This window comes from Actinomyces graevenitzii C83 (assembly GCF_000239695.1).
Taxonomy (GTDB): Bacteria; Actinomycetota; Actinomycetes; order Actinomycetales; family Actinomycetaceae; genus Actinomyces; species Actinomyces graevenitzii.
In genome coordinates this window covers 246696-268100 of the sequence record NZ_JH470338.1, presented here as the reverse complement: position 1 = coordinate 268100, position 21405 = coordinate 246696, and the positions used below count along the sequence as shown (strand labels likewise).

At 59.1% G+C, this 21405-nt stretch carries 17 protein-coding genes and 1 pseudogene; 2 read left to right on the top strand and 16 right to left on the bottom strand.

Annotation, left to right across the window (positions count from 1 at the left end):
• Positions 1–127: 127 nt before the first annotated feature.
• Positions 128–397 (bottom strand): 30S ribosomal protein S15, encoded by a 270-nt coding sequence (gene rpsO / locus HMPREF0045_RS01205; RefSeq protein ID WP_005984730.1) that lies wholly within the window; start codon positions 395–397, stop codon positions 128–130.
• Positions 398–688: 291 nt separating this feature from the next.
• Here rpsO and HMPREF0045_RS11140 point away from each other — a divergent pair, with 291 nt between their 5' ends.
• Complete coding sequence (locus HMPREF0045_RS11140; RefSeq protein ID WP_005984728.1) at positions 689–3496, top strand: choice-of-anchor M domain-containing protein; 2808 nt, start codon at positions 689–691, stop codon at positions 3494–3496.
• Positions 3497–3607: 111 nt separating this feature from the next.
• Here HMPREF0045_RS11140 and HMPREF0045_RS01190 read toward each other — a convergent pair whose 3' ends face one another.
• The 8 genes and pseudogenes from HMPREF0045_RS01190 to HMPREF0045_RS01160 form a co-directional block, all read right to left on the bottom strand.
• A complete protein-coding gene (locus tag HMPREF0045_RS01190; protein WP_005984727.1) occupies positions 3608–4606 on the bottom strand; it encodes a bifunctional riboflavin kinase/FAD synthetase in 999 nt (332 codons plus the stop codon).
• Positions 4603–4794 carry a hypothetical protein gene (locus HMPREF0045_RS01185; protein ID WP_040315636.1) on the bottom strand — a complete coding sequence of 64 codons (192 nt, stop codon included), beginning with the start codon at positions 4792–4794 and terminating at the stop codon, positions 4603–4605. Before HMPREF0045_RS01185 ends, HMPREF0045_RS01190 begins: the two co-directional genes overlap by 4 nt.
• A 15-nt stretch (positions 4795–4809) precedes the next feature.
• On the bottom strand, positions 4810–6042 hold the full coding sequence (gene truB, locus HMPREF0045_RS01180) for a tRNA pseudouridine(55) synthase TruB (protein WP_330932954.1): 1233 nt from the start codon (positions 6040–6042) through the stop codon (positions 4810–4812).
• 165 nt (positions 6043–6207) lie between these two features.
• Positions 6208–6696, bottom strand: a pseudogene (rbfA, locus tag HMPREF0045_RS10645) (30S ribosome-binding factor RbfA); the annotation flags it as partial.
• A 125-nt stretch (positions 6697–6821) separates the two neighbouring features.
• A complete protein-coding gene (gene infB / locus HMPREF0045_RS01170; protein ID WP_005984721.1) occupies positions 6822–9878 on the bottom strand; it encodes a translation initiation factor IF-2 in 3057 nt (1018 codons plus the stop codon).
• A 109-nt stretch (positions 9879–9987) separates the two neighbouring features.
• Positions 9988–10278 carry a YlxR family protein gene (locus HMPREF0045_RS09930; protein ID WP_081466811.1) on the bottom strand — a complete coding sequence of 97 codons (291 nt, stop codon included), beginning with the start codon at positions 10276–10278 and terminating at the stop codon, positions 9988–9990.
• Between the two features lie 32 nt (positions 10279–10310).
• Positions 10311–11348 (bottom strand): transcription termination factor NusA, encoded by a 1038-nt coding sequence (gene nusA, locus HMPREF0045_RS01165; protein ID WP_005984719.1) that lies wholly within the window; start codon positions 11346–11348, stop codon positions 10311–10313.
• Between the two features lie 25 nt (positions 11349–11373).
• Positions 11374–11859 (bottom strand): ribosome maturation factor RimP, encoded by a 486-nt coding sequence (locus HMPREF0045_RS01160; protein ID WP_005984717.1) that lies wholly within the window; start codon positions 11857–11859, stop codon positions 11374–11376.
• A gap of 62 nt (positions 11860–11921) precedes the next feature.
• Here HMPREF0045_RS01160 and HMPREF0045_RS01155 point away from each other — a divergent pair, with 62 nt between their 5' ends.
• Positions 11922–12863 carry a hypothetical protein gene (locus tag HMPREF0045_RS01155; RefSeq protein WP_005984715.1) on the top strand — a complete coding sequence of 314 codons (942 nt, stop codon included), beginning with the start codon at positions 11922–11924 and terminating at the stop codon, positions 12861–12863.
• Positions 12864–12978: 115 nt separating this feature from the next.
• Here the strand turns inward: HMPREF0045_RS01155 and HMPREF0045_RS01150 are convergent, their stop codons facing one another.
• The 7 genes from HMPREF0045_RS01150 to rlmN all read right to left on the bottom strand — a co-directional run bounded on the left by HMPREF0045_RS01150 (position 12979) and on the right by rlmN (position 21357).
• Complete coding sequence (locus HMPREF0045_RS01150; RefSeq protein ID WP_005984713.1) at positions 12979–14778, bottom strand: proline--tRNA ligase; 1800 nt, start codon at positions 14776–14778, stop codon at positions 12979–12981.
• A 110-nt stretch (positions 14779–14888) separates the two neighbouring features.
• Complete coding sequence (locus HMPREF0045_RS01145) at positions 14889–15800, bottom strand: GNAT family N-acetyltransferase (RefSeq protein WP_005984710.1); 912 nt, start codon at positions 15798–15800, stop codon at positions 14889–14891.
• Positions 15800–16996 carry a flavodoxin-dependent (E)-4-hydroxy-3-methylbut-2-enyl-diphosphate synthase gene (gene ispG, locus HMPREF0045_RS01140; RefSeq protein ID WP_005984708.1) on the bottom strand — a complete coding sequence of 399 codons (1197 nt, stop codon included), beginning with the start codon at positions 16994–16996 and terminating at the stop codon, positions 15800–15802. The genes HMPREF0045_RS01145 and ispG overlap by 1 nt, the downstream gene beginning before the upstream one ends.
• An 8-nt stretch (positions 16997–17004) precedes the next feature.
• Entirely contained in the window at positions 17005–18312 is a 1308-nt protein-coding gene (locus tag HMPREF0045_RS01135) for a M50 family metallopeptidase (protein WP_005984706.1), read from the bottom strand.
• Positions 18313–18318: 6 nt separating this feature from the next.
• A complete protein-coding gene (gene dxr, locus HMPREF0045_RS01130; protein ID WP_005984704.1) occupies positions 18319–19566 on the bottom strand; it encodes a 1-deoxy-D-xylulose-5-phosphate reductoisomerase in 1248 nt (415 codons plus the stop codon).
• 15 nt (positions 19567–19581) lie between these two features.
• Complete coding sequence (locus HMPREF0045_RS01125) at positions 19582–20124, bottom strand: DivIVA domain-containing protein (RefSeq protein WP_005984703.1); 543 nt, start codon at positions 20122–20124, stop codon at positions 19582–19584.
• Positions 20125–20127: 3 nt separating this feature from the next.
• Positions 20128–21357, bottom strand: coding sequence for a dual-specificity RNA methyltransferase RlmN (gene rlmN, locus HMPREF0045_RS01120; protein WP_005984701.1), 1230 nt, complete (start codon positions 21355–21357; stop codon positions 20128–20130).
• Positions 21358–21405: the final 48 nt, after the last annotated feature.

The following is a 21405-nucleotide window of genomic DNA, read 5'->3' as shown; positions in this document are numbered from 1 at the left end:
TATGTATCCCTTCTAGCTTAGCGGCATTTAGGGCATTTGTGGGTTTGGCCGCGCGTGAACTAGGCAATGCAAGCAAAAACGGCAACCTCTAAACGAGATTGCCGTTTGTATGCTTATGCGCCAGTGATCAGCGGCGAATGCCCAGACGAGCGATGAGGCTACGGTAGCGCTCAATGTCCTCTTCGTAGAGGTAGTCCAGCAGGCGACGACGCTTACCAATTAGCAGGTAAAGACCACGACGGGAGTGGTGGTCGTGCTTGTGGGACTTGAAGTGCTCGGTCAGGTTAGAGATACGCTCGGTGAGGATAGCGACCTGAACCTCGGGGGAACCGGTGTCGCCCTCGTGGGTAGCGTACTCGGCGATTAGCTGCTGCTTGCGCTCAGCGGAGATCGACATATATTTACTCCTCATGGTCGTTACACGGAGCCTGGGGCAGGTTCTCCCAAGCATGACGCGCCGTGGCCGGCTTTGACGGCCCTGCAAGCTTAGCAGCCTCAACAGCTAGCAACCACCCTTAAAGCGTGCTTTTGCCACAAATCACGTGCCGACGTCGTCGCCACAGCCGCGAGTGCTAACCATGAGCGCACAAGATCGGCAAGCGGGCACGAAGTCACCCCTAGTTGATAATCAGTATCATTATAGTTAAGCTTTTATCGGCATTTCTCTGCACATTTGGAAAGACCCGCTATGAAAATACGTTCGCGTATCGCAGCTATGGCCTTAACTGCCGCTTTAGCCCTCTCCCCGCTTGCTGCACCTTCCCTAGCCAGCCCTGACGACGGCAAGATCGTAACCACCGCCCACCACATTGACGCCCCCAAGGTGTATTGGCGTGATAACAACTTTGCCCTGCTAAATGAAGCCAATGGGCAAACCTATGCGCTAGAAGACACGGTTAACTGGGTGGGCACCGGCTATAAACGCAGCGGTGAGCAGCTGTATTTCTTCAACTTTGAGGGCTCACCCAACCCCGGCATTGACTTTATTCGCTCTGTTGGTGACCTGTGGTATCGCGCCCCAGCTATTCCCGGGGTTAATAAGGAACCCCTGTGGGCTGGTTTTGGGGCTGATAGCGAGATCCCCACTGAGCAGTTCAGGAATGCTTCCTTCAGCCTAGACCTGGTTGGTTTTGATGGCCCGGGCCGCATGGAGGCGCTGGTTTATTACGCTGACGACGACGGCGTGCGGCGCTACCTGTCCTCCCACGATGAGGGACGGCGCTCAATCTTCCTAACCCCGGGCAACCACACCCACAATGACACGATTTTCTCTAAGCCTGGCCGCTATGTGCTGACCTACCGGGCTACTGCGCGCGCTAAAGATGGCTCACTGATTGCCTCTAAAACTGTGCCTTTTGTGTGGCAAGTTGGTGGCACGCGCCCCTCTGACACGGCCTCTACCCCGCTGAGCCAACAGTTTGCCGCTGCCCCTTCTGGCGCCCCGGCCACGCCCTACACCTTCACGCTCTCACCCCATGAGGGACGCCAAAAAGATGGCGACGACAAACTCACGGACCTGACTTTTGATGCGGGAGATGCTAAAGCTGGCGGAAACGTAACCTTCTTCATTGACGGCTACTACCTGGCTCAGGTGCCGGTGGTTAACGGTAAAGCCACCTGGAAAGAAATGATTGGTTCTACCACCAGTGCTTTCCAGGCTGTTTATGTTCCCGACGCCGCTAGTGGGCTGCCGCGTTGGGTTTCGGCTTCGGTGGAATACACCACCGGCGAGGAATCCCCTGCCTCCACCGATTCCACCCAGGCGGTTTCGCGTCTGCCCGAGCCGGCTTCCAGCGACCCGGCCCCGGCTTTTGACACCCAGCCTTACACTCCTAAGGCGCTTAGCTACACCGTGGATGTTAAGTCCATTAGCGACAGCCGTCTAAACACCACCATCACGCTGTCAGACAGCAAGGTGAAGGCCTATATCAATGGCGGCTACTATGACTCGCCTACTGAGCAGTACCCCACCTGCATTTTTGAGGGGGTGACGGATGTAAATGGGCAGCTGAGCATTAATGACTCCCACTCTGACTGCTCTGGCAAATATCTGCGTATCAACGTTATCCCCCACGCTTTAATTGGCTCTGCTGGTGGTAGCGCTGATTCTCCTGGCCCGGTTGATACTCGCGCAGGGCTTAGCTACTCGGGCTCTTTGGCGGTCGATGGCGCCAGTGGCACTGAGCCCAGCCCGCAGCCGACCCCTGAGCCTGCGCCAACCTCGCAGCCCACCGCCACTGCGACGCCGGCACCCACCCCCACAGCTAGCGCGGCCCCTACGGCTACCCCTGCGCCTAGCCCGACGGCGTCGGCCCAACCCACCGTTAAGCCCACTGCTGGGCCCACGCCGGCACCGACCAGTCAACCGACCACCACACCGGCACCCGGCAAGCCAACTCCTACGCCCCCTGGGGCCAGCCCGGCACCCACCCCCACTAAGCCCAGCGGGCCGGTGAGTGAAAAGGTGATTTTGCAGCGCGGTCACGTCGATATTGCCGGCTCACTAAACGCCGATGGCACCGCGTTAAGCGCCAGTTTGCATGATGACACCCTCACCAACGCTAAAACCTCAGTTGACCGCGATATCAACTCGGTGGCTTTAGCTTTGGACGACTCAGCTCGCCATACCCGCCCCTCTAGCGGCCGCCTAGCTGGTAGCCAGTATGACTTTTTGGGTAAATCCGGCAGCCAGTTCTACTACACTGACGCGATTAATGACGGCGTACACATTTGGCCTGGCTGGTCCACCAATGGCATCAGTGACTCGCTGGCTCAAGGCAGCGTCAAATTCATTGTTAAACCCCACTCGCTGCCCGAGGGTGCTAGTGCGCACGTGTTTAACAGTGACGCTTTAACCGGCAAGGTGGAACATATTTTTAACACTTCCACCTCGCTTAGCGAGCTGTCTATTCCTGAGCACACCCACGCTCACGCCAACTGGGCTTTTACCAAGCCCGGCGTGTATCTGTTCGAGGTTAGCTTCACGGCCACAGTCAAGGGCCAGGCTCTGGCCTCACCCACTAAATGCCTGACTTTCTTAGTGGGTAACCAGGCTATTGCCGATTACCGCGCCGGCAAGGTTAGCGACTGCAAGCTAGATGGCAACTCCCCAGGGCCCGGAGCCAGCCCCACTAACCCAACGCCCACTAGTCCAAGCCCCACCACCCCTATCAATAATGTGGTTGGCTCTAACCCCACTAGCCCGGCTGGCGCTAGCGCATCTAAGCCGACGGCGTCTGGCTCCCAGGGCGCTAAGAGTTCTGGCTCACTAAGTGGCACTTCAGGCAGCTCTAGCAGCGGCGCGAAACTGGGCGGTTCTGGTTCGACCGGAGCCTTAGGCAGCGCGGGCGGCGTGGGCGGCGCCAGTGCTAGTGGAGCTGGCGGCAAAGCTGGCGGCTCGCTAGCCAAAACCGGCTTCGAACCAATACTGGCAATGCTAGGAGCTGGCCTGTGCCTGGCCTCGCTAGGTTTTAGGCGACAGCGCCGCGCCAACTAATGAGCTCTGCGCCAACTAACGCTCGTGCCCCCTGGTTTAAAAAACCAGGGGGCACAGTGTTTAGACAGCAGGTGCCTAGACAGCGTCTGAGCCGCACGCAGAATGTAGCTTTTAGCAGGCAGTAACTTGCGCCGGATCGATCGGCTCTGGCACCGGCACGTTCAGCACCGCCGCGCTGTCAGCAATATCTTTGTGCATCTGCTTTAGCAGCTCATCTAAGCCGGCAAAACTGATCATTGGACGCAGATAGCTGACCAGATCAACCGCCACTTCTTGGCCATACAGGTTCAAGTCGGCGCGGCCAAGCACGTGGGCTTCAACCGTGCGTTTGGGTACATCCTTAAAAGTTGGGTTAGTGCCGATCGAGATAGCCGCAGGCATTTTACGTAGCCCACTGGCGCCGTCGTGAGCCCAAAGCCAACCGGCGTAGACACCGTCAGGGGGCACTACCCCGGCAGTTTCCGCATCCAAATTAGCGGTAGGGAAACCTAACTGGCGTCCACGCTGCAAACCATGCACCACCGTGCCTCGCAAGCGATGCGGTCTACCCAAAATCCGCGCCGCCTCAGCCACGTCACCCTTTTCCAGGGCTTGCCGCACCCAAGTTGACGACCAGCGTTTACCGCTGTGACCGCATACGTTATCTACGATTTCAACCTCAAAACCAAACTTTTGGCCCAGTTGCTCCAACGTGTGCCTATCGCCCGCATTGCCGGCCCCAAAGCGCACGTCAGAACCCACCACCACCAGGCGAGCCTTAAGCAGATCCACCAGCCAGGTGCGCACAAAATCCTCGGCACTTTGGGAGGCAAACTCCAAGGTGTAGTTAACCACCAAGGTGGCATCCACCCCCTGCTGCCCCAGCGCCTCAAGGCGGTCAGCCAAAGACGTGATCAAGTGCAGGTGGGTGTCGGGATCATGCACCAGGCGCGGGTGAGGATCAAAAGTCAGCACCACGCAAGGCACGCCCATTTGCTTAGCGCGCCGCACGGCATGAGCCAAAATCGCCTGGTGACCACGATGGACGCCGTCGAAAATACCGATAGTGAGCACGCAGCCAGCAGCTAAATCAAGCTGCGCTACCTGCTTGGGCGAATGTAAAACCTTCACGCGTGTGCGCCACCATTGCAGCCGCAGCCACCGGCGCAACCACAACCGCCAGAGCGGGGCTTAGCATCCACCGCACGCAACCCCAAAATATTGCCAGGTTTACGTCCCGGGACCGGGCTGGCCTGCACTGTGGGGGCCTGAGGTACCTGAGCTTTAGGCTCCTGCGGCTGCGAAAGCTGCTGAGTCAAACTTTTTCTCCTATTTCACGCGCCCGCAAAAACTAGCACCGGTCGCAAATGTTTACCTTGACGCTTCAACAATGCCACGGCCTCGCCCTGCATGTCTAACGCGGCTAGCACCTTTTGCTTAGCGTTAACAGGGGCCTTGGCCACTTGCACATTTTCTTCCAACTGACGCGGCAAAAACTTACCTTGACGCACGTCTTTAACCTGGCCGGGATCCAAAACCAGCCAGTTGAAAGCCTGCCTGAGCACCAGCGGCAGAGGCGTTAGGGCCAAACCCTTAGGGTTAGCGCCTTCAGCATCCTGACTCACCTGCGCCGACCAGCCGCTCAAGGTGCGCGCGTCGCTAACTTTAAACGGACCCACCTGCGTGCGTCGCAGCGTAGTCAAATGTGCAACTGTTTGCAGCGACAGCCCAAAATCGCGGGCCAAAGCCCGGATATAGGTGCCCGACGAGCAGCTAACTTGCACCTTCACATCCACCACTGGCACTTGGCCCCAGCCTGGGTAACTGGCGCTAGTGGAGTTAACTTGGCCCAGATCAAAGCTATGAATGGTGACTTGCCTAGCTTCCAGCTCCACTTCCTGACCGCTGCGGGCCAGGTCATAGGCGCGCACGCCATTAACCTTAATGGCACTAAAACTGCTGGGCACCTGGCTAATTTGGCCGGTTAGCTGAGCGGCGGCAGCCTGCAGGCGCGCCAAATCCACCTGATCGGGCGCCACCACCTGGGTGACTTGGCCGTGAGCATCCTCAGTGTCTGTGCCCACCCCCAGGCGGATGGTGGCCTCATAGGTTTTATCGGCCCCCACCAGGTAGTTCAGCAGCCGGGTAGCTTTACCAACGCCCACCGTAAGCAATCCGGTAGCCATAGGGTCGAGCGTGCCCGCGTGGCCCACTTTGCGCGTGGCCGCCAGGCGCCGCACCCGGGAAACCACATCGTGGCTGGTGATGCCCAGGTCTTTATCAACCAGTAGCAGCCCGTCGGGGGCGGTTACGGCCCCCCGGGCTACATCCACTGGCCGTACGCGCTCAGTTGCGCCTGGGCCCTGGCTGGGCTCGCCTTGGCTGGCCCTGCCTTGACCTTGCTCGTCTTGACCGGGCTCGCTTTGGCTCATGGCTTGGCCGGGCTCAGCTTGGCTGGCCCTGCCTTGACCTTGCTCGTCTTGACCGGGCTCGCTTTGGCTCATGGCTTGGCCGGGCTCAGCTTGGCTGGGCCTGTCTTGACCGAGCGCAGTTTGTTTTTCGCTCACTTATCAGAGCTGGTCGTGGCTAGAGCGACCCTGGGCGTCAGCCTGAGCAGCCTCAGCCATAGCCTGTGCCTGCAGGGCAGCAATCTGGCGGTTGTCGACGCCGCCGTCCTGCTCGTCAGCAAAAACGTCCTGCTCGTGCACGGCTTCCTCAGGGCTAGCGGCACTTTCCGCGCTGGCAGCGCTCTCGCTGCTTTCAGCGCTGGCAGCGCTGTCACTGGTGGCGGCGTCCTCGTCCTCATCCTTAGTGCGGTAGGGGTTAGCGTCCCCAGCGTAACTGGCCCCTTCAGCGGCGCGGGCAATGGCGGCGTCGCGCACCTGGGCCTGAGCCAAAGCATCCTCAATGCTGCGGGCCGTGGTGGGTAGCGAGTCTAGCTGGAAGCTAATGGTGGGGGTAAGGCGAATCCCCAGGGCCTTGCCTACCTCAGAGCGGATCAGGCCGGTGGCAGACTTTAGGGCGCTGGCGCTACGACGGCGCTCACCTTCAGTGCCGTAAACCGTGTAAAACACGGTGGCCTGCTGTAGGTCACCAGTGACACGCACATCCGTGATAGTTACGAAACCTAGACGCGGGTCCTTAATACGGCGTTCAAGCACCTGGGCCACTGTCTTGTGGATTCGGTCAGCAACCCGACGGGCGCGTGCGGGGTCAGCCATGATGACTCCTTTTTATGTAAATGGTTCAAGGTGATCTACATACTTAGTTTAATGCCAAAAAGTGGCGGGCCATTGCTGACCCGCCACCTGTCGCCTTAGGTGGCGACTACCGTTAGCCTAAGACGTCAGTCTCGCGGCTTTTCACGCATCTCCCAAGTCTCAATGACATCGCCTTCAGCAATGTCCTTGAAGCCTAGGTTAATACCGCATTCGTAGCCTTCGCGTACCTCGGTGACGTCGTCCTTCTCGCGGCGCAAAGACTCGATGGATAGCTCGTTAGCAACCACCACGCCGTCGCGCACCAAACGGGCCTTAGTGCCACGCTTGATAATGCCGCTGCGGACAATCGAACCAGCGATGTTACCGAACCTGGAGGAACGGAAGACCTGGCGGATCTCGGCGCTACCCAGGGCGACCTCTTCGTAGATCGGCTTGAGCATGCCCTTCATCGAGGCCTCAACATCTTCAATGGCGTTGTAGATGACGGAGTAGAACTTCATCTCTACACCCTCGCGGTCAGCCAGCTCCTGTACACGCTCAGCCGGGCGTACGTTGAAGCCGATGATAACCGCGTTGTCGACGGTAGCCAGGTTGACGTCGTTCTGGGTGATGGCACCCACGCCACGGTGGATAACGCGCAGCTGTACTTCTTCGCCAACATCGATCTTGAGCAGCGACTCTTCCAGGGCCTCAACGGCACCAGAGGCGTCACCCTTAAGGATGAGGTTAAGGGTGTCAACCTTACCTTCCTTAAGCACATCGGTGAGGTTTTCCAGCGAAACGCGCTTGCGGCGCTTAGCCAGCATGGCGTTACGGGCAGCAGCTGCACGCTTGTCAGCGATCTGGCGGGCAGTGCGGTCTTCGGGGGCCACCAGGAAGGAGTCACCAGCGCTAGGAATGCTGGTCAGACCCAGTACCTGGGCCGGGCGAGCCGGGCCGGCCTCTTCCAAAGACTTACCGTATTCGTCAAACATGGCACGCACGCGACCGTAGGCAGAACCAGCCACGATGGGGTCACCCACGCGCAGGGTTCCACGCTCAACCAGCACGGTTGCCACCGCACCGCGACCGCGTTCAAGCTTGGCTTCAATAGCCACACCGCGAGCATCAGCGTTGGGGTTGGCGCGTAGGTCCAGACCCGCATCTGCCTGCAGCAGCACGGCTTCGAGCAGCTCATCAATGTGTAGGTGCTGCTTGGCGGAAATGTCGACGAACATGGTGTCGCCACCGTATTCTTCGGGCACCAGACCGTATTCGGTGAGCTGACCACGGATCTTCTCCGGGTTAGCGCCTTCCTTATCGATCTTGTTAACCGCTACCACGATCGGCACGTTAGCGCTCTGGGCGTGGTTAAGGGCCTCAACGGTCTGGGGCATCACACCGTCGTCGGCAGCAACCACCAAGATGGCGATGTCGGTTACGCGAGCACCACGTGCACGCATAGCGGTGAAGGCCTCGTGACCAGGCGTATCAATGAAGGTGATAGCGCGCATCTGGCCATCGTGCTCAACTCGCACCTGGTAGGCACCGATGTTCTGGGTAATACCGCCAGCCTCAGAGTCCACCACATCGGTAGAACGGATGGCGTCTAGCAGCTTGGTCTTACCGTGGTCGACGTGACCCATAACGGTGACAACCGGGGGACGTACAACCAGCTCAGATTCGTCGTCGTGGTCCTCTTCAGCTTCGAGGTCGATGTCGAAGGATTCCAGCAGCTCACGGTCTTCATCCTCAGGTGAGACTACCTGGACGTCATAGCCCAGCTCCTCACCTAGCAGCTTGAAGGTGTCCTCATCCACCGACTGGGTGGCGGTCACCATCTCACCGAGGCTGAACAGGGCCGTAACCAGGGCTGCGGGGTTGACGTTAATCTTCTCAGCCAGGTCGGTTAGCGTGGCACCCTGACGGACGCGGATTGTCACGCCGTTGCCGCGCGGAATAGCGACGCCGCCAATGATGGGTGCGCTCTGCTGTTCGAATTCCTGGCGCTTAGCACGCTTTGACTTACGACGACGCGGGGCGTTGCCACCGCCGCGACCGAAAGCACCCTGGGTGGAGCCGTTACCGCCACGTCCACCGCGCGGGCCGCCGAAGCCGCCGCCGGGACGAGCGCCGCCGCCACCATTACCACGGCCACCGCCGCCATTACCGCCACGAGAACCACCGGGACGGCCGTTGCCACGAGCGGGTGCACCAGGGCGCCCAATCGAGGACTGACCAGGCATCATGCCCGGGTTGGGGCGCGGAGCGCCACTGGGACGAGCGGTTGCCGGAGTGGGACGCGGGCCGTTAGCGCCGCCAGGACGCGGACCGCCGTTACCACCGGGGCGCGGGCCACCAGAACGGGGAGCGCCGTTACCGCCAGGACGCGGACCACCAGAACGGGGAGCACCCGGACGCGGGGCGCCAGAGCGGCCACCACCCTGCGGGCGCGGGCCACCGGGGCGCGGGGCACCGTTACCGCCAGGACGCGGGGCTGCCGGACGCGGACCACCCTGACCAGGCTGCGGGCGAGCCCCACCAGGACGGGGCATACCCTGCGAAGAAGCAAAGGGGTTGTTACCCGGGCGCGGGGCACCGTTACCGCCAGGACGCGGGGCTGCCGGACGCGGACCACCCTGACCAGGCTGCGGGCGAGCCCCACCAGGACGGGGCATACCCTGCGAAGAAGCAAAGGGGTTGTTACCCGGGCGCGCGCCACCACGCGGCGCAGGAGCAGCCGGCTTGGGAGCGGCGGGCTTGGCGCCCTCTACCTTCTCTACCTTGGGGGCTGGCTTAGCAGCGGGCTTAGCCGGCTTAGGGGCGGGCTTAGCCACTGGCTTGGGCTCCTCAGCTACTACCGGCTTGGGGGCCTTAGGCCCGGGCTTTGGGGCAGCGGGCTTAGCACCCTCAACGGGGGCTGGCTTAGCAGCAGGCTTAGCCGGCTTAGGTGTGGCGGGCTTAGCCGCTTTCTTGGCACCAGGCTTAGGCGCGTCGCTCTTAGCCTTCTTGGCGCCGTCGCCCTCAACCATCGGGGCGAAGTGTTCGCGCACGCGGCGCGCTACCGGGGGTTCAACAGCACTGGAGGCTGCCTTAACGAATTCCCCCTGGTCTTTTAGCCAGGCCAGAATGATCTTGCTGGTGACCTTCTTGCCTGAGGGGTCGAGCTCCTTAGCGAGCTCATGTACACGTGGTTTAGCCACTATTCTCCTGTTCCAGTCTCCCACCTGAAACAGGTGGGTGTGTTTACTGCTGGCAGCTCATCGCTGGGTACTCATCGGGTGCCCATCGGCTCTCTACCCGCTTTCATGTCTAGTAGTCGGTGCCGCTAGGCGGCAGTTGTTTTCCCACGTGGGTAGGGGAAAACCAATTGTCTACAACGTCAAGGTTGAGCGTCCCTTTGCAACGCAATGCACGCTCAATGCTGCGCCGTCTGCGGGCGGTGCCATAACATTGCGGATCGTCATGCATCCAGGCGCCTCTTCCCGGTGCACAAGCACCGGTATCCACCACCACACGAGTATCGCGGCGAACGAGGCGAATTAACGCACTACGTGCGTCCTTAGCCCGGCAACCTACACAGGTACGTATAGGTTGACTCATATCGCTCATTTTAACGTCTATTTGGGTGTTTTTCAGCCTTGGTAGTCTGAGTCACCGCTCACGTCAGCACTTGAGGTACGGCCAGGCTGAATTTCACCCTCATCAGCATCAGAGCGAATGTCGATCTTCCAACCAGTTAGGCGCGCAGCCAGGCGGGCGTTTTGGCCTTCCTTACCGATTGCTAGCGACAGCTGGAAGTCCGGAACCACTGCGCGGGCAGTCTTTTCTTCCTCGTTTAGCACGGTCACGCTGGAGACGCGGGCGGGAGAAAGAGCGTTAGCCACATACTTGGCCGGGTCAGCTGACCAGTCGACAATATCGATCTTTTCGTCGCCCAGCTCCTGGTTTACCGCGCGCACACGCGTGCCCATGGAGCCAATGAAGGCGCCCTTGGCATTAATGTCGCGGTTGTTGGCTCGCACTGCCATCTTGGTGCGGTGCCCAGGTTCGCGGGCCAGGGATACAATCTCCACCTCACCCTTAGACAGCTCGGGTACTTCACGCTCAAAGAGCTGACGCACCAGGCCCGGGTGAGTGCGCGAAAGAATGATCTGAGCGCCGCGCGGGCCACGGGAAACTTCAGTTACATAGGCACGCACGCGGTCACCGTGACGGTAGCGCTCGCCGGGCACCTGCTCAGCGGGAGGAATAATGCCTTCGCGTTCTTCGTCTAGGCGCACGTATACAGTGCGCGGGTCGCGCCCCTGCTGCACAATGCCGGAAACTAGCTGGCCGGTCTTGTCTTTGTAGGCGCCAAGCACTTCCATGTCACGGCGGTCGTGGATGCGCTGGACCACTACTGAACGGATAGAAGCCTGAGCGATACGCCCAAAGTGCGGGGGCGTGTCGTCAAAGTATTCACCGGTGGGCTGGTCGTTTTCATCTAGCTCAGGGGCATAAACGTTCATTTCGCCGTTGCGGCGGTCTATACGCACGTAGGCACCCTTAATAGCCCCGGGCTGCTTGAGATAAGCGTTTAGGATCGCTTCTTCAATAGCAGGGATCAGGTTATCTAGGTCTATTTCCAACTCATCTGCGGCAACGCGCAGTTCAGCCATGTCGATTTTCATGTGTGCTCCTTTTATTCAGTTATGGTTACAGCGCACCGCTGAGGTCTACTACCTGCTGAGCCTTGATGATCTGCGTAAAGGGTACTAGCTGCGTGCCGGTTTTGGTTTCTACCTCTACCCCGTTTTCGTTGACGCTTAGTACACGCCCGAACACTTCACCGGCTTCGGTGTTAATTTGTGCCAGTCGGCCTACCGCACGACCAAATTCGCGCGCATCACGCAGTTCGCGCTCGGCGCCGGCGCTAGATACTTCAAGCTGGTAGGAGCCCTTAATTGGGTCAGCTTCATCTAGCGCGTCGCTGATTTGACGCGCCACCTGTTCAATTGTGTCCAGGTCAACATCTCCGGGGCCTTCTGGTAGGTCCACGATAACTCGCAAGGTCGAGTACTTTCCGGCCTTGGTTAGCTCAGTTTCCAGCAGCATTAAGCCGTTTTCGCTAACCACTGGGGCCAGGATTTGGGTCAGTTCAGCCGGTGCTTGTTTGTGGTTTCCCTTAGCCTCGGGTGCCATTGCTGATCCTTCTGTCGATAATTACCTGCCCATATCTTACCTGTACGTGGGAAGATCAGGGGGTGAAGTGCCGCGTAATCACCCCCGCCCTGCGCCCGTTTAGTTTTCGCGCTACCGCCCGCAATTGTTCAATCATGGCTCTGACCTGCGTTTTAGCTCTGTCAGGCTGTGGTTTACGGATAGGTGAGGGCACGCGCGCAGCTCTGCCTACGCTTTCAGCGTCACAGCAAACTCAGGATGCTTTAGCACGCCGGACTGCGTTGATTAACTCTGCCGCCCAGTTGCTAGCTAAATCTGGGTCAGCTGAGGTGGCTGCAGTAGCTAAAGGCTCGGCTAGTCAGTTGCGCTCTTTGGGTGGGGTTTGGCAGCCTTGGCACACCACTCCCCCAACCGGTTATCCCACTGTCTCACCGGTTCCTACGGCTGGTTCTGATACGACGACGGCGCAGCTGGTTATGTACCTTAAGCAGGGCACTGGTGAGGCCCTTAAGGCTGCAAGTGAATCTAGCGGTAAAACTGCCCAAACCTATGCCTCTATCGGTTTAACTTGGGCTAGCTGGGCACGCGCCCTTGATGGCACGAATTTTGACAAGCTGATGGCCCCGCAGCCGCGCACCGGCGTTAATTTAACTAGCCCCCTGCAGGCGAGCACACTCAGCGCCTATGACCAGGCCCGCTACGGTTTAGAGGTGATTGCGGCGCAAAGCGGTGACGACGCTACCGGCGCCCAGGCTAAAGCTGCCGCCGCCACAGTAGACGCCTGCTTGGCAATTAAATGCCCTGATCAGCGCCTAAGCAGCTACCAACTGCCCAGCGGCAACTCCTATGAGCAGGGCGCTAGCCTATGGCTAAATGTGGTTAGCGCTGAGCTTGGTGAAGTAGCCAATGCTAAAGATGACTCACAGCGTAAACAGGCTATTAGCGCCGCAGCTTGGGCACTAGTACAAGCCCAAAGCTGGAATGCGTCGCTAACTCAAACAGAACAAGCCCTAGGGGTTAAGTAGCTTCCAAGTAAACGTAGGGGGGCGGGCTGGTTAACCAGCCCGCCCCCCACGCTTTTTGGGTTCTTTAAGCACTTTAGTGCTTAAAGCCCACGCTAAGCGCTTAAGGCCTGCTTTGTTAGCTCAGCTGGGCCGCTAGCAGCTCGTTTAGCTGGGCTACAGCCTGCTCAGCGCTAACACTGATGCGCTCGCCGCTGCGACGGTTGCGGATTTCTACAGTGCCGTCCTTAGCTAGATCGCGCCCTACCACCACAATGTAGGGCATACCTAGTAGTTCAGAGTCAGCAAACTTAACGCCGGCGCTGACCTTGCGACGGTCATCAAATAGCACGTCGTAGCCTAGGCCATCTAGCTCGCTGGCAATGGTGGTGGCAGCTTCAAATACTGCCTCATCCTTACCGGTGGCCAGTACCTGCACGTGGTAGGGGGCCAGGTGCACGGGCCAAGCTAGGCCGTGCTCGTCGCAGTTGGTTTCAGCCAGGGCCGCTAGTACACGTGAAACCCCGATGCCGTAAGAACCCATGGTTACTACCTGGGCTTTACCGTTCTGGTCGAGCACCTTTAGGTCTAGGGCGTTAGCGTACTTGCGCCCCAGGGCGAAGATGTGACCGATTTCGATGCCTCGGGCTAGCTCTAGCGGGCCAGAGCCGTCGGGGGCCGGGTCGCCGGGGCGCACCTCAGCGGCCTCAATTACCCCATCAGCCTTAAAGTCACGTCCAGCTACCAGGTGGTAGACGTGGCGCTGGTCGGCGTTAGCGCCGGTGATCCAGCTGGTGCCCTCTACTACACGCGGATCTAGCAGGTAACGCACGCTGCCGCTAAGCTGCTCGACGCCGTCGACCACCTGAGCCACACGCTTAGGCGAGTTGGGACCCACCACCTGCGGGCCAATGTAGCCAGCCACCAGCTCAGGGTGCTTGGCTAGCTGCTCGTGACCAGCCATTTCCACCTCGGCCGGGGCCACGGCGGCCTCTAGGCGCTTCATATCCACTTCGCGGTCACCGGGCAGACCAATTACCAGCAGCTCCTGGGAGCCGTCGGGGTGGGTCAGGTTAACCACTACGTTTTTAAGCGTGTCAGCGGCTCTCCAGGGGCGGTCGGCGCGCGGGTATTTGGTGTTGAACAGCTCCACTAGGGATTCAATGGTGGGGCACTCGGGGGTGTCTACCTCCACCGGGGCCGGCTCGTTGGATGCATCCACAGCCTCTGGCACCGGGGTGGTGACGGCCTCAGCGTTGGCAGCGTAGCCACCGGCAGAGCGCACGAAAGTGTCTTCACCAATGGGTGAAGGGTGTAGGAACTCTTCAGAGTGGGAGCCCCCCATGGCTCCACTCACGGCGTTAACGATTACGTATTCAAGGCCCAGGCGCTCAAAAATACGCTGGTAAACGGCGCGGTGTAGCTGGTAGGAGCGTTCCAGGCCGGCGTCGTCAATGTCGAAGGAGTAGGAGTCCTTCATGATGAACTCGCGCCCACGGATCAAGCCTGCACGCGGACGAGCCTCATCACGGTACTTGGTCTGGATCTGGTAGAGAGAAACAGGCAGATCCTTGTAAGAGGAGTACATGTCCTTGACTAGCAAGGTGAACATTTCCTCGTGAGTGGGGGCCAGCATGTAGTCCCCGCCCTTACGGTCACGCAGCTTGAACAAGGTGGGGCCGTATTCTTCCCAGCGGTCGGTGGCCTTGTAGGGGTCGGCGCTGAGCAGAGCCGGGAAGTGTACTTCCTGCGCGATAGTATCCATCTCTTCACGCACCACCTGCTCCACCTTGCGTAAGGTACGCAGTCCTAGTGGCAGCCAGGTGTAGATTCCCGGGGCAGCGCGGCGAATATAGCCAGCACGCACCAGTAGTTTGTGGCTAGCTACCTCTGCGTCGGCAGGATCCTCACGCAAAGTACGGATAAAGGCGTTGGTCATTGTCTGAAGCACACGTATATGTTACGCGTAGCCAAGCCCAGTAGCTAAGTGAAGCTGGTGTTGTCTGGCCTACTTAGCTGTTTAAAGCTGAGCCAGGCTTATAGCAGCATTTACAGCAGTACTGTGCTCATGGTGCCCACCTGCGTAAAACCTAAAGATTTATACAGGCCCAGGGCCGCCACATTGAAGTCATTAACATACAAGTTGATCTGACTGACCTGGTGTTGGGCGTAAATCAGGGCCAGCACTCGCCCCAGCGCCACTTTAGCCAGTCCCCTACCGCGCAGGTCAGGGCGGGTCCACACGCCGGTTATTTGGGCTACCGAGTTCCACAAGCTACCCACGTCAGCTTTAAAAGCTACCTGTGTATTGCCCAGGTGGCCGGCGCCGTCGTCGAGAAGTACATAGCTGCGCCCCTGCTCAATTAACTGGCCGATATGGCGCCTATAGCCAGAGCCGCTAGAGAGCGGGTCAAAACCCACTTCTTCTTTAAACATGGCCACCGCCGCCGGCACTACCAGCGGCTCCATCTCTACCTGAGCCGCTTGGGTTTGGCTAGCAGCAGCGGCCACCAGCTCATCGCCATAGCTAGAGCTAGCAGCTGCCAAATTCTGAGCTACCTGCTTGGCCGGCGGGGCTAGCAGCAAAGGCTGATTCCAACGCGCCTGGCGCACCGCCAAATAGCGCTGATCCAAATACGGCCATAGCGCGGCCACATCATCAGCCGGCCCCATCACTGAGCCGCGCCTAGTTAACCGGGGACGCCCGTGGTTAGCTAGGGCTTTTAACTCGCTGGGGCTGCAATGGCGCTGACCGTAGAGGATAAGCGAACCGGTGGCCCAAGCGCCAGCGTGGGGTTGGGGGGTGCCGCAAGCAACTACGTCTCCCCTACCCCAGTAATTCCAGCGGCTAATTTGCGCCCCTAGTTGTACTCCCGCTACGGCGTCGCCCGCCAACAGCTGCATTAGCGCAGTGCTATTGGCGGGCGTTAGCGGATGCGGGTCGCGATGCAAACGCAGCATCAGGCTGAGGGCACCATCACCTGCGGGGCGGAGTTTGCTAGTGCTTCCTCGCCCATCTCGGCAGCCATGTCTGCGGCCATGTCGTTGGCGTAGCGCAGCACGGTTTCTACGATGCGATCTTCGGGCACAGTCTCTACAACCTTGCCGCGCACGAAGATCTGGCCCTTGCCGTTACCGGAGGCGCAGCCTAGGTCAGCTTCGCGGGCCTCACCGGGGCCGTTAACTACGCAGCCCATAACGGCTACGCGCAGCGGGGCCTTAACATCTTTGAGGCCTTCTTCAACCTTTTCGGCTAGGGTCCACACGTCCACCTGGGCGCGGCCACAGGAGGGGCAGGAGACGATCTCTAGCTTGCGCGGGCGCAGGCCCATGAATTCGAGCAGCTTGGTGCCAACCTTGACTTCCTCTACTGGCGGGGCCGACAGGGAGACGCGGATGGTGTCACCAATGCCTTCAGCTAGTAGCACGCCGAAAGCGGCACAGGACTTAATGGTGCCCTGGAAGGCGGGGCCGGCTTCGGTTACCCCCAGGTGTAGGGGCCAGTTACCTTTTTCGCTTAGCAGGCGGTAGGCCTGGACCATGGTGACCGGGTCGTTGTGCTTGACGGAGATTTTAAAGTCGTGGAAGTCGTTTTCTTCAAACAGGCTGGCTTCCCACACGGCTGACTCCACCAGGGCCTCCGGGGTGGCTTTGCCGTACTTCTTCAGTAGGCGCGGGTCTAGCGAGCCGGCGTTTACACCGATACGTAGGCTGACGCCGTAGTCGGAGGCCATCTTGCAGATTTCGGCTACCTGGTCATCGAATTTACGGATGTTACCGGGGTTTACGCGCACTGCACCGCAGCCGGCCTTGATGGCGGCGTAGACGTATTTGGGCTGGAAGTGAATGTCGGCGATCACCGGGATGCGTGACTGCTTAGCGATAATGGGCAGCGCTTCGGCGTCCTTATCGGTGGGGCAGGCTACGCGCACAATGTCGCAGCCGGCAGCAGTCAGCTCAGCGATCTGCTGCAAGGTTGCGCCGATGTCGTGGGTTTTGGTGGTGGTCATGGACTGCACGCTTATCGGTGCATCGCCACCTACCGGTACGGATCCCACCATGATTTTGCGGGTGGGCTTACGCTTACCTAGAACGGGCTGTTCTTCACGGAGCGTGGGGATTCCCAAAGCAATCGATGCATTATTCACGCCTGACATTATTGCACCTAAACCGGGGCAGCTATATCTGCCCAGATCAAGAGACATCCCACAATTAGCAGTAAGATAAACACACCCTGCCCAATTGGTAGCAGTTTAGCGGTGTCAACTGGCCCCGGATCTGGGGCTTTACGTAGTTTGGCGAAGCTGCGACGCAGGCCTTCCCAGATAGCTCCGGCAATATGTCCACCGTCTAGAGGCAGCAGTGGGATCATGTTGAATGCAAACAGGGCTGCGTTAAGGCTGGCTAGTAGCATCAGCATGGAGTATGCGCGCACCGACAGGTCCACTACCCCACCGCCGCCGCTTGATACCTGCCCGGCCATACGCCCGACTCCCACGATTGACACCAGCGACTGGTTTGAGGTGGATTCTTGCCCCAGGGCGCTTAGCACCCGGTGGTAGAGGCCTGCCGGCAAAGTGACAATGGCTTTGAGGGTGGAGACGTTAACCAGCCAGGTAGTTTTTAGGGCCGTGCCCAGCGAGACTGGTTGGCCGCTGATTTGCGGGCTGATACCCACAAAGGTGGTGGTGCGGGTTAGGGCCGAGCCGTCGGGAGCGGCTAGAGCTTTACCCCGGGCGTCTTGCACTACCCGGGTCACTTGGGTGGGCACCACGTTTAGCTGCTGGCTGTGGTTGCCTCGCTTTACAGTTACGACGACGCCGGTGCCGGCTTTGGTGCTAGCGATAGCGGTTTGCAGCTGGGTCCAGTCACTGATTTGCTGGCCATCCCAGGAGGTAATGGTGTCTCCGGGTTTTAAGCCCGCTGCGCGAGCGGGAACCGTGGCTTTGGCGTCGCATGTTGACTGACCAGATTCAATGGTGGGTAGGCAGTTAGATACCCCGGCCAGGGTGTTGGTGGCTTTGGGCACCCCAATGAAACTCATCGAGACAATGATTAGCACCCCTGACAGGATCAGGTTCATCACCGGCCCGCCAAACATAACCACCAGTTTTTTAGGGGCGCTTAAATTGTAGAAAGCCTTGTGTTCTTCACCCGGCTCTAGTTCAGCTAGTGACTCTTGACGGGCTTGGCCCACCATGCCTAGCTCGCCTTTGGAGTTCACTTTGTCAGGGTGGCCGGGTTTAGCTGGTGGCAGCATACCGGCCATACGCACATACCCACCCAGGGGCAGGGCTTTTAACCCATATTCGGTTTCACCTTTTTGGCGTGACCAAATACGCGGCCCAAAACCAATGAAGTACTCGTAAACCTTAACGCCAAAAGCTTTGGCCGGAATCATATGTCCCAGCTCGTGTAAGGCCACCGAAATCAGTAGCCCCACAATGAAGATAACTATGCCCAGCCAATACATATGTGTTCAGCCTTTCGCCGCGATCAGTTCATCTGCGCGTGCACGCGCCCAGCGGTCCACCGCCAATACATCATCCAAGCTGGGGGTGCTAACCCCTTCATGTTCGTTTACTACCGCAATGTCGATATCTACGATATCCACCCAGTTCAGGGCGCCTTTCAGGAAAGCGTCTACGGCCTGCTCATTGGCGGCATTAAATACTGCCGGGTGGGTAGGTGAGGCGCTGACGGCGTGACGAGCTAGCTGTAGGGCCGGGAAGGTTTGGTTATCTACCGGCTCAAAATCCCAGCTGCTTACCTTGGTGAAGTCGGTGGGTTTAGTTAGCTTACCTACCAGGCGGGGGCGGTGGGGCCAAGTCATGCCCAGGGCGATAGGCAAACGCATGTCGGGCGGGCTGGCCTGAGCGATAGTGGCGCCGTCGACGAATTCCACCATAGAGTGCACGATTGACTGAGGGTGCACCACCACGTCAATGTCGCTGGCGTCCACATCAAACAAAAGGTGGGCCTCAATTAGCTCCAGGCCCTTATTTACTAGCGTGGAGGAGTTAACCGTAACTACCGGCCCCATTGACCAGGTGGGGTGAGCTAAAGCCTGGGCGGCAGTTACCTGGCTAAGCTGCTCACGTTTCTTACCCCTAAACGGTCCCCCGGAGGCGGTCAGGATCAGACGTGAGACCTCGCTGTAACCGCTAACTACCGGGCTGGTTAGGCCCTTCTCGTGGCGGCCACTTAGCAGGGCCTGGGCGATGGCGCTGTGCTCAGAGTCAACCGGCACCACCTGGCCCGGGTAGGCTAGGGCCTGCTTTACCAGGGCCCCACCCACCACTAAAGATTCCTTATTAGCCAGTGCCAGGCGGGCGCCGTCGGCCAAAGTAGCTAAAGTGGCAGCTAAACCGACCGAACCAGTAATGCCGTTAAGTACTGTGCCGTCTTGCCCCATAGCTAGGCTACGCACCAGCTCGGCGGCCGCGTCAGGGCCACTAAGAATCTGTAGCGGCTGCTCACCGGCACCATAGTGCTTAAGTAAATCCGGTAGCTGCGTAGCGGCGTTAGGATTAGTCACCGCCACTGCGCGCGGGCTAAACTCTGCCACCTGCTTGGCTAGCAGCTCTAACTGTGAGCCGCCTGCTGCCAAGCCAAGTACCTGGATATCACTTTGGCCGCTAGCTTTAAGCTCACGCACTACATCCAGGGCCTGGGTCCCAATTGACCCAGTAGAGCCCAAAATGATTAGTTGGTTTGGAAAACTCACGACACTCCCTAGTGTTTATTCCACGCGCATCAATACTTCGATGGCTCGCTCAATAAATGCGTCCACACTGGCCTCGTCATAGGCTTTATCTGCTTTGGCCGCAGAGAAAGTAAGTTTACGCAGCTGCGTAGATTTAAGCGGGTCACCCTTGTCAAAAAATGCTGCTAAACGGTCCATAAAGCGGTCCACTTCAGCAATCGAATAGCCGCGCTTAGCCGGCGCGAAACGCTTACCTTCCGGGCGTAGCAAACGCGGATAAAGCGTGGTAGCTAGATTGGCTGCCTCATCCATCCAGGCCTGGCGGCCCCTACGGGCCACAAATGATTCACGCATTTTACGCATCAAAGCCACTTCAAGGCGGTCCATAGCCGCATCTACCGCGTGAATGTCATAGCCGCCACGGGCCACATCAAAACAGTTGATGCGCACCTGGGTGGGGGTCAGGCTAGTGGTGTCGCCAGCCTCATAAAGATCGTGGGCCCGGTTGAAAAACTCGTCAACTTCGCTTTTACGGTAGCCCTTCTGGTTCCAGGCTACGGTCTCGAATAAGTCGCTCATGCTTTAACTCAAGCGCCTTTCTTGCTGCAGCACTTCGGCGGCCAGCTGGCCACACGCACCATCAATATCAGAACCGCGAGTATCTCGCACAGTTGTAGTAATACCAGCCCTACGCAGGGTGTTTACAAACTCTTGCTGCACCTGGGGGCGTGAACAAGTCCAAATTGAGCCCGGGGTGGGGTTAAGCGGGATGGGGTTAACGTGAGCCCAGCCGTGACCGCGTTTGTTGAGCTCGTCAGCTAGCAGCTGGGCGCGCCAAGCGTGATCGTTCATGTCCTCAATCAGGGCATATTCAATCGATACACGCCGGCCGGTGGCCTCGAAGTATTCGTGGGCGGCGTCAAGTAGCTGCCCTACCTTCCAGCGGGAGTTAACCGGGATCAGGTCATCGCGCAGCTCGTCGTCGGGAGCGTGCAAAGAAACCGCCAGCGTAACCGGCATACCCTCGGTTGCCAACTTTTTAATTAGCGGCACCAAACCCACGGTAGAAACCGTGATGTTGCGGGCGCTAATACCAAAACCCTCAGGGGCGCTCTGGGTGAGCCGGTGCAGGGCCGGAATCAGATTTTTGTAGTTGACCATGGGTTCACCCATACCCATAAACACAATATTGCTAAGCCGGGCCGGTCCCCCAGCTAGCTCACCGTCACGTGAAGCCGCTGCGGCTTGACGCACCTGCTCAATGATTTCGGCGGTAGACAGGTTACGGGTCAGGCCCATCTGCCCGGTGGCACAAAATGGGCAGGCCATACCGCAGCCGGCCTCACTAGAGACACACAGCGTGGTGCGGTCCTTGTAGCGCATCAACACGCTCTCTACCCGCACCCCATCAAACAGCTCCCACAGGTACTTAATGGTTTTACCCTGGTCAGCTTTCAAGGCTCGTACCTGGCTGAGCAGATCCGGCAGTAGCTCATCACATAGCGCGGTGCGCTGGGAGGCCGGCAGGTCAGTCATATCAGCCGGGTTACGGGTGAAATGCGTGAAATAGTGGCGCGAAAGCTGGTCGGCGCGAAAAGCCGGCAGCCCCGCCTCTTTCAGGGCCTGCTTACGTCCAGCCAGATCCAAGTCAGCCAAGTGACGCGGGGCTTTACCCTTAGCTACCGGCACCGCGAAAGATAGACGCGGCTTGGCATCAGGGCTAGTAGCGCCCTCCGGTGGCTGGTCCGTGGGCAGCACCTGACGCCCCCGACGGCGGGGGGCGGCAATTGATACGGGGCGGGAGTCAGCCATTAAAATCCTTGGGGCTTGGACAGTAGGGATTAGTGGGCGGCGGCGTCG

Excerpts from the sequence above, each read along its gene's own strand:
- rpsO (WP_005984730.1), bottom strand. The coding sequence starts at position 397 with ATGTCGATCTCCGCTGAGCGCAAGCAGCAGCTAATCGCCGAGTACGCT.
- HMPREF0045_RS11140 (WP_005984728.1), top strand. The coding sequence starts at position 689 with ATGAAAATACGTTCGCGTATCGCAGCTATGGCCTTAACTGCCGCTTTA.
- HMPREF0045_RS09930 (WP_081466811.1), bottom strand. The coding sequence starts at position 10,278 with ATGAGTCAACCTATACGTACCTGTGTAGGTTGCCGGGCTAAGGACGCA.
- nusA (WP_005984719.1), bottom strand. The coding sequence starts at position 11,348 with ATGAAAATCGACATGGCTGAACTGCGCGTTGCCGCAGATGAGTTGGAA.
- HMPREF0045_RS01160 (WP_005984717.1), bottom strand. The coding sequence starts at position 11,859 with ATGGCACCCGAGGCTAAGGGAAACCACAAACAAGCACCGGCTGAACTG.
- HMPREF0045_RS01150 (WP_005984713.1), bottom strand. The coding sequence starts at position 14,778 with ATGACCAACGCCTTTATCCGTACTTTGCGTGAGGATCCTGCCGACGCA.
- HMPREF0045_RS01145 (WP_005984710.1), bottom strand. The coding sequence starts at position 15,800 with ATGCTGCGTTTGCATCGCGACCCGCATCCGCTAACGCCCGCCAATAGC.
- ispG (WP_005984708.1), bottom strand. The coding sequence starts at position 16,996 with ATGTCAGGCGTGAATAATGCATCGATTGCTTTGGGAATCCCCACGCTC.
- HMPREF0045_RS01135 (WP_005984706.1), bottom strand. The coding sequence starts at position 18,312 with ATGTATTGGCTGGGCATAGTTATCTTCATTGTGGGGCTACTGATTTCG.
- HMPREF0045_RS01125 (WP_005984703.1), bottom strand. The coding sequence starts at position 20,124 with ATGAGCGACTTATTCGAGACCGTAGCCTGGAACCAGAAGGGCTACCGT.
- rlmN (WP_005984701.1), bottom strand. The coding sequence starts at position 21,357 with ATGGCTGACTCCCGCCCCGTATCAATTGCCGCCCCCCGCCGTCGGGGG.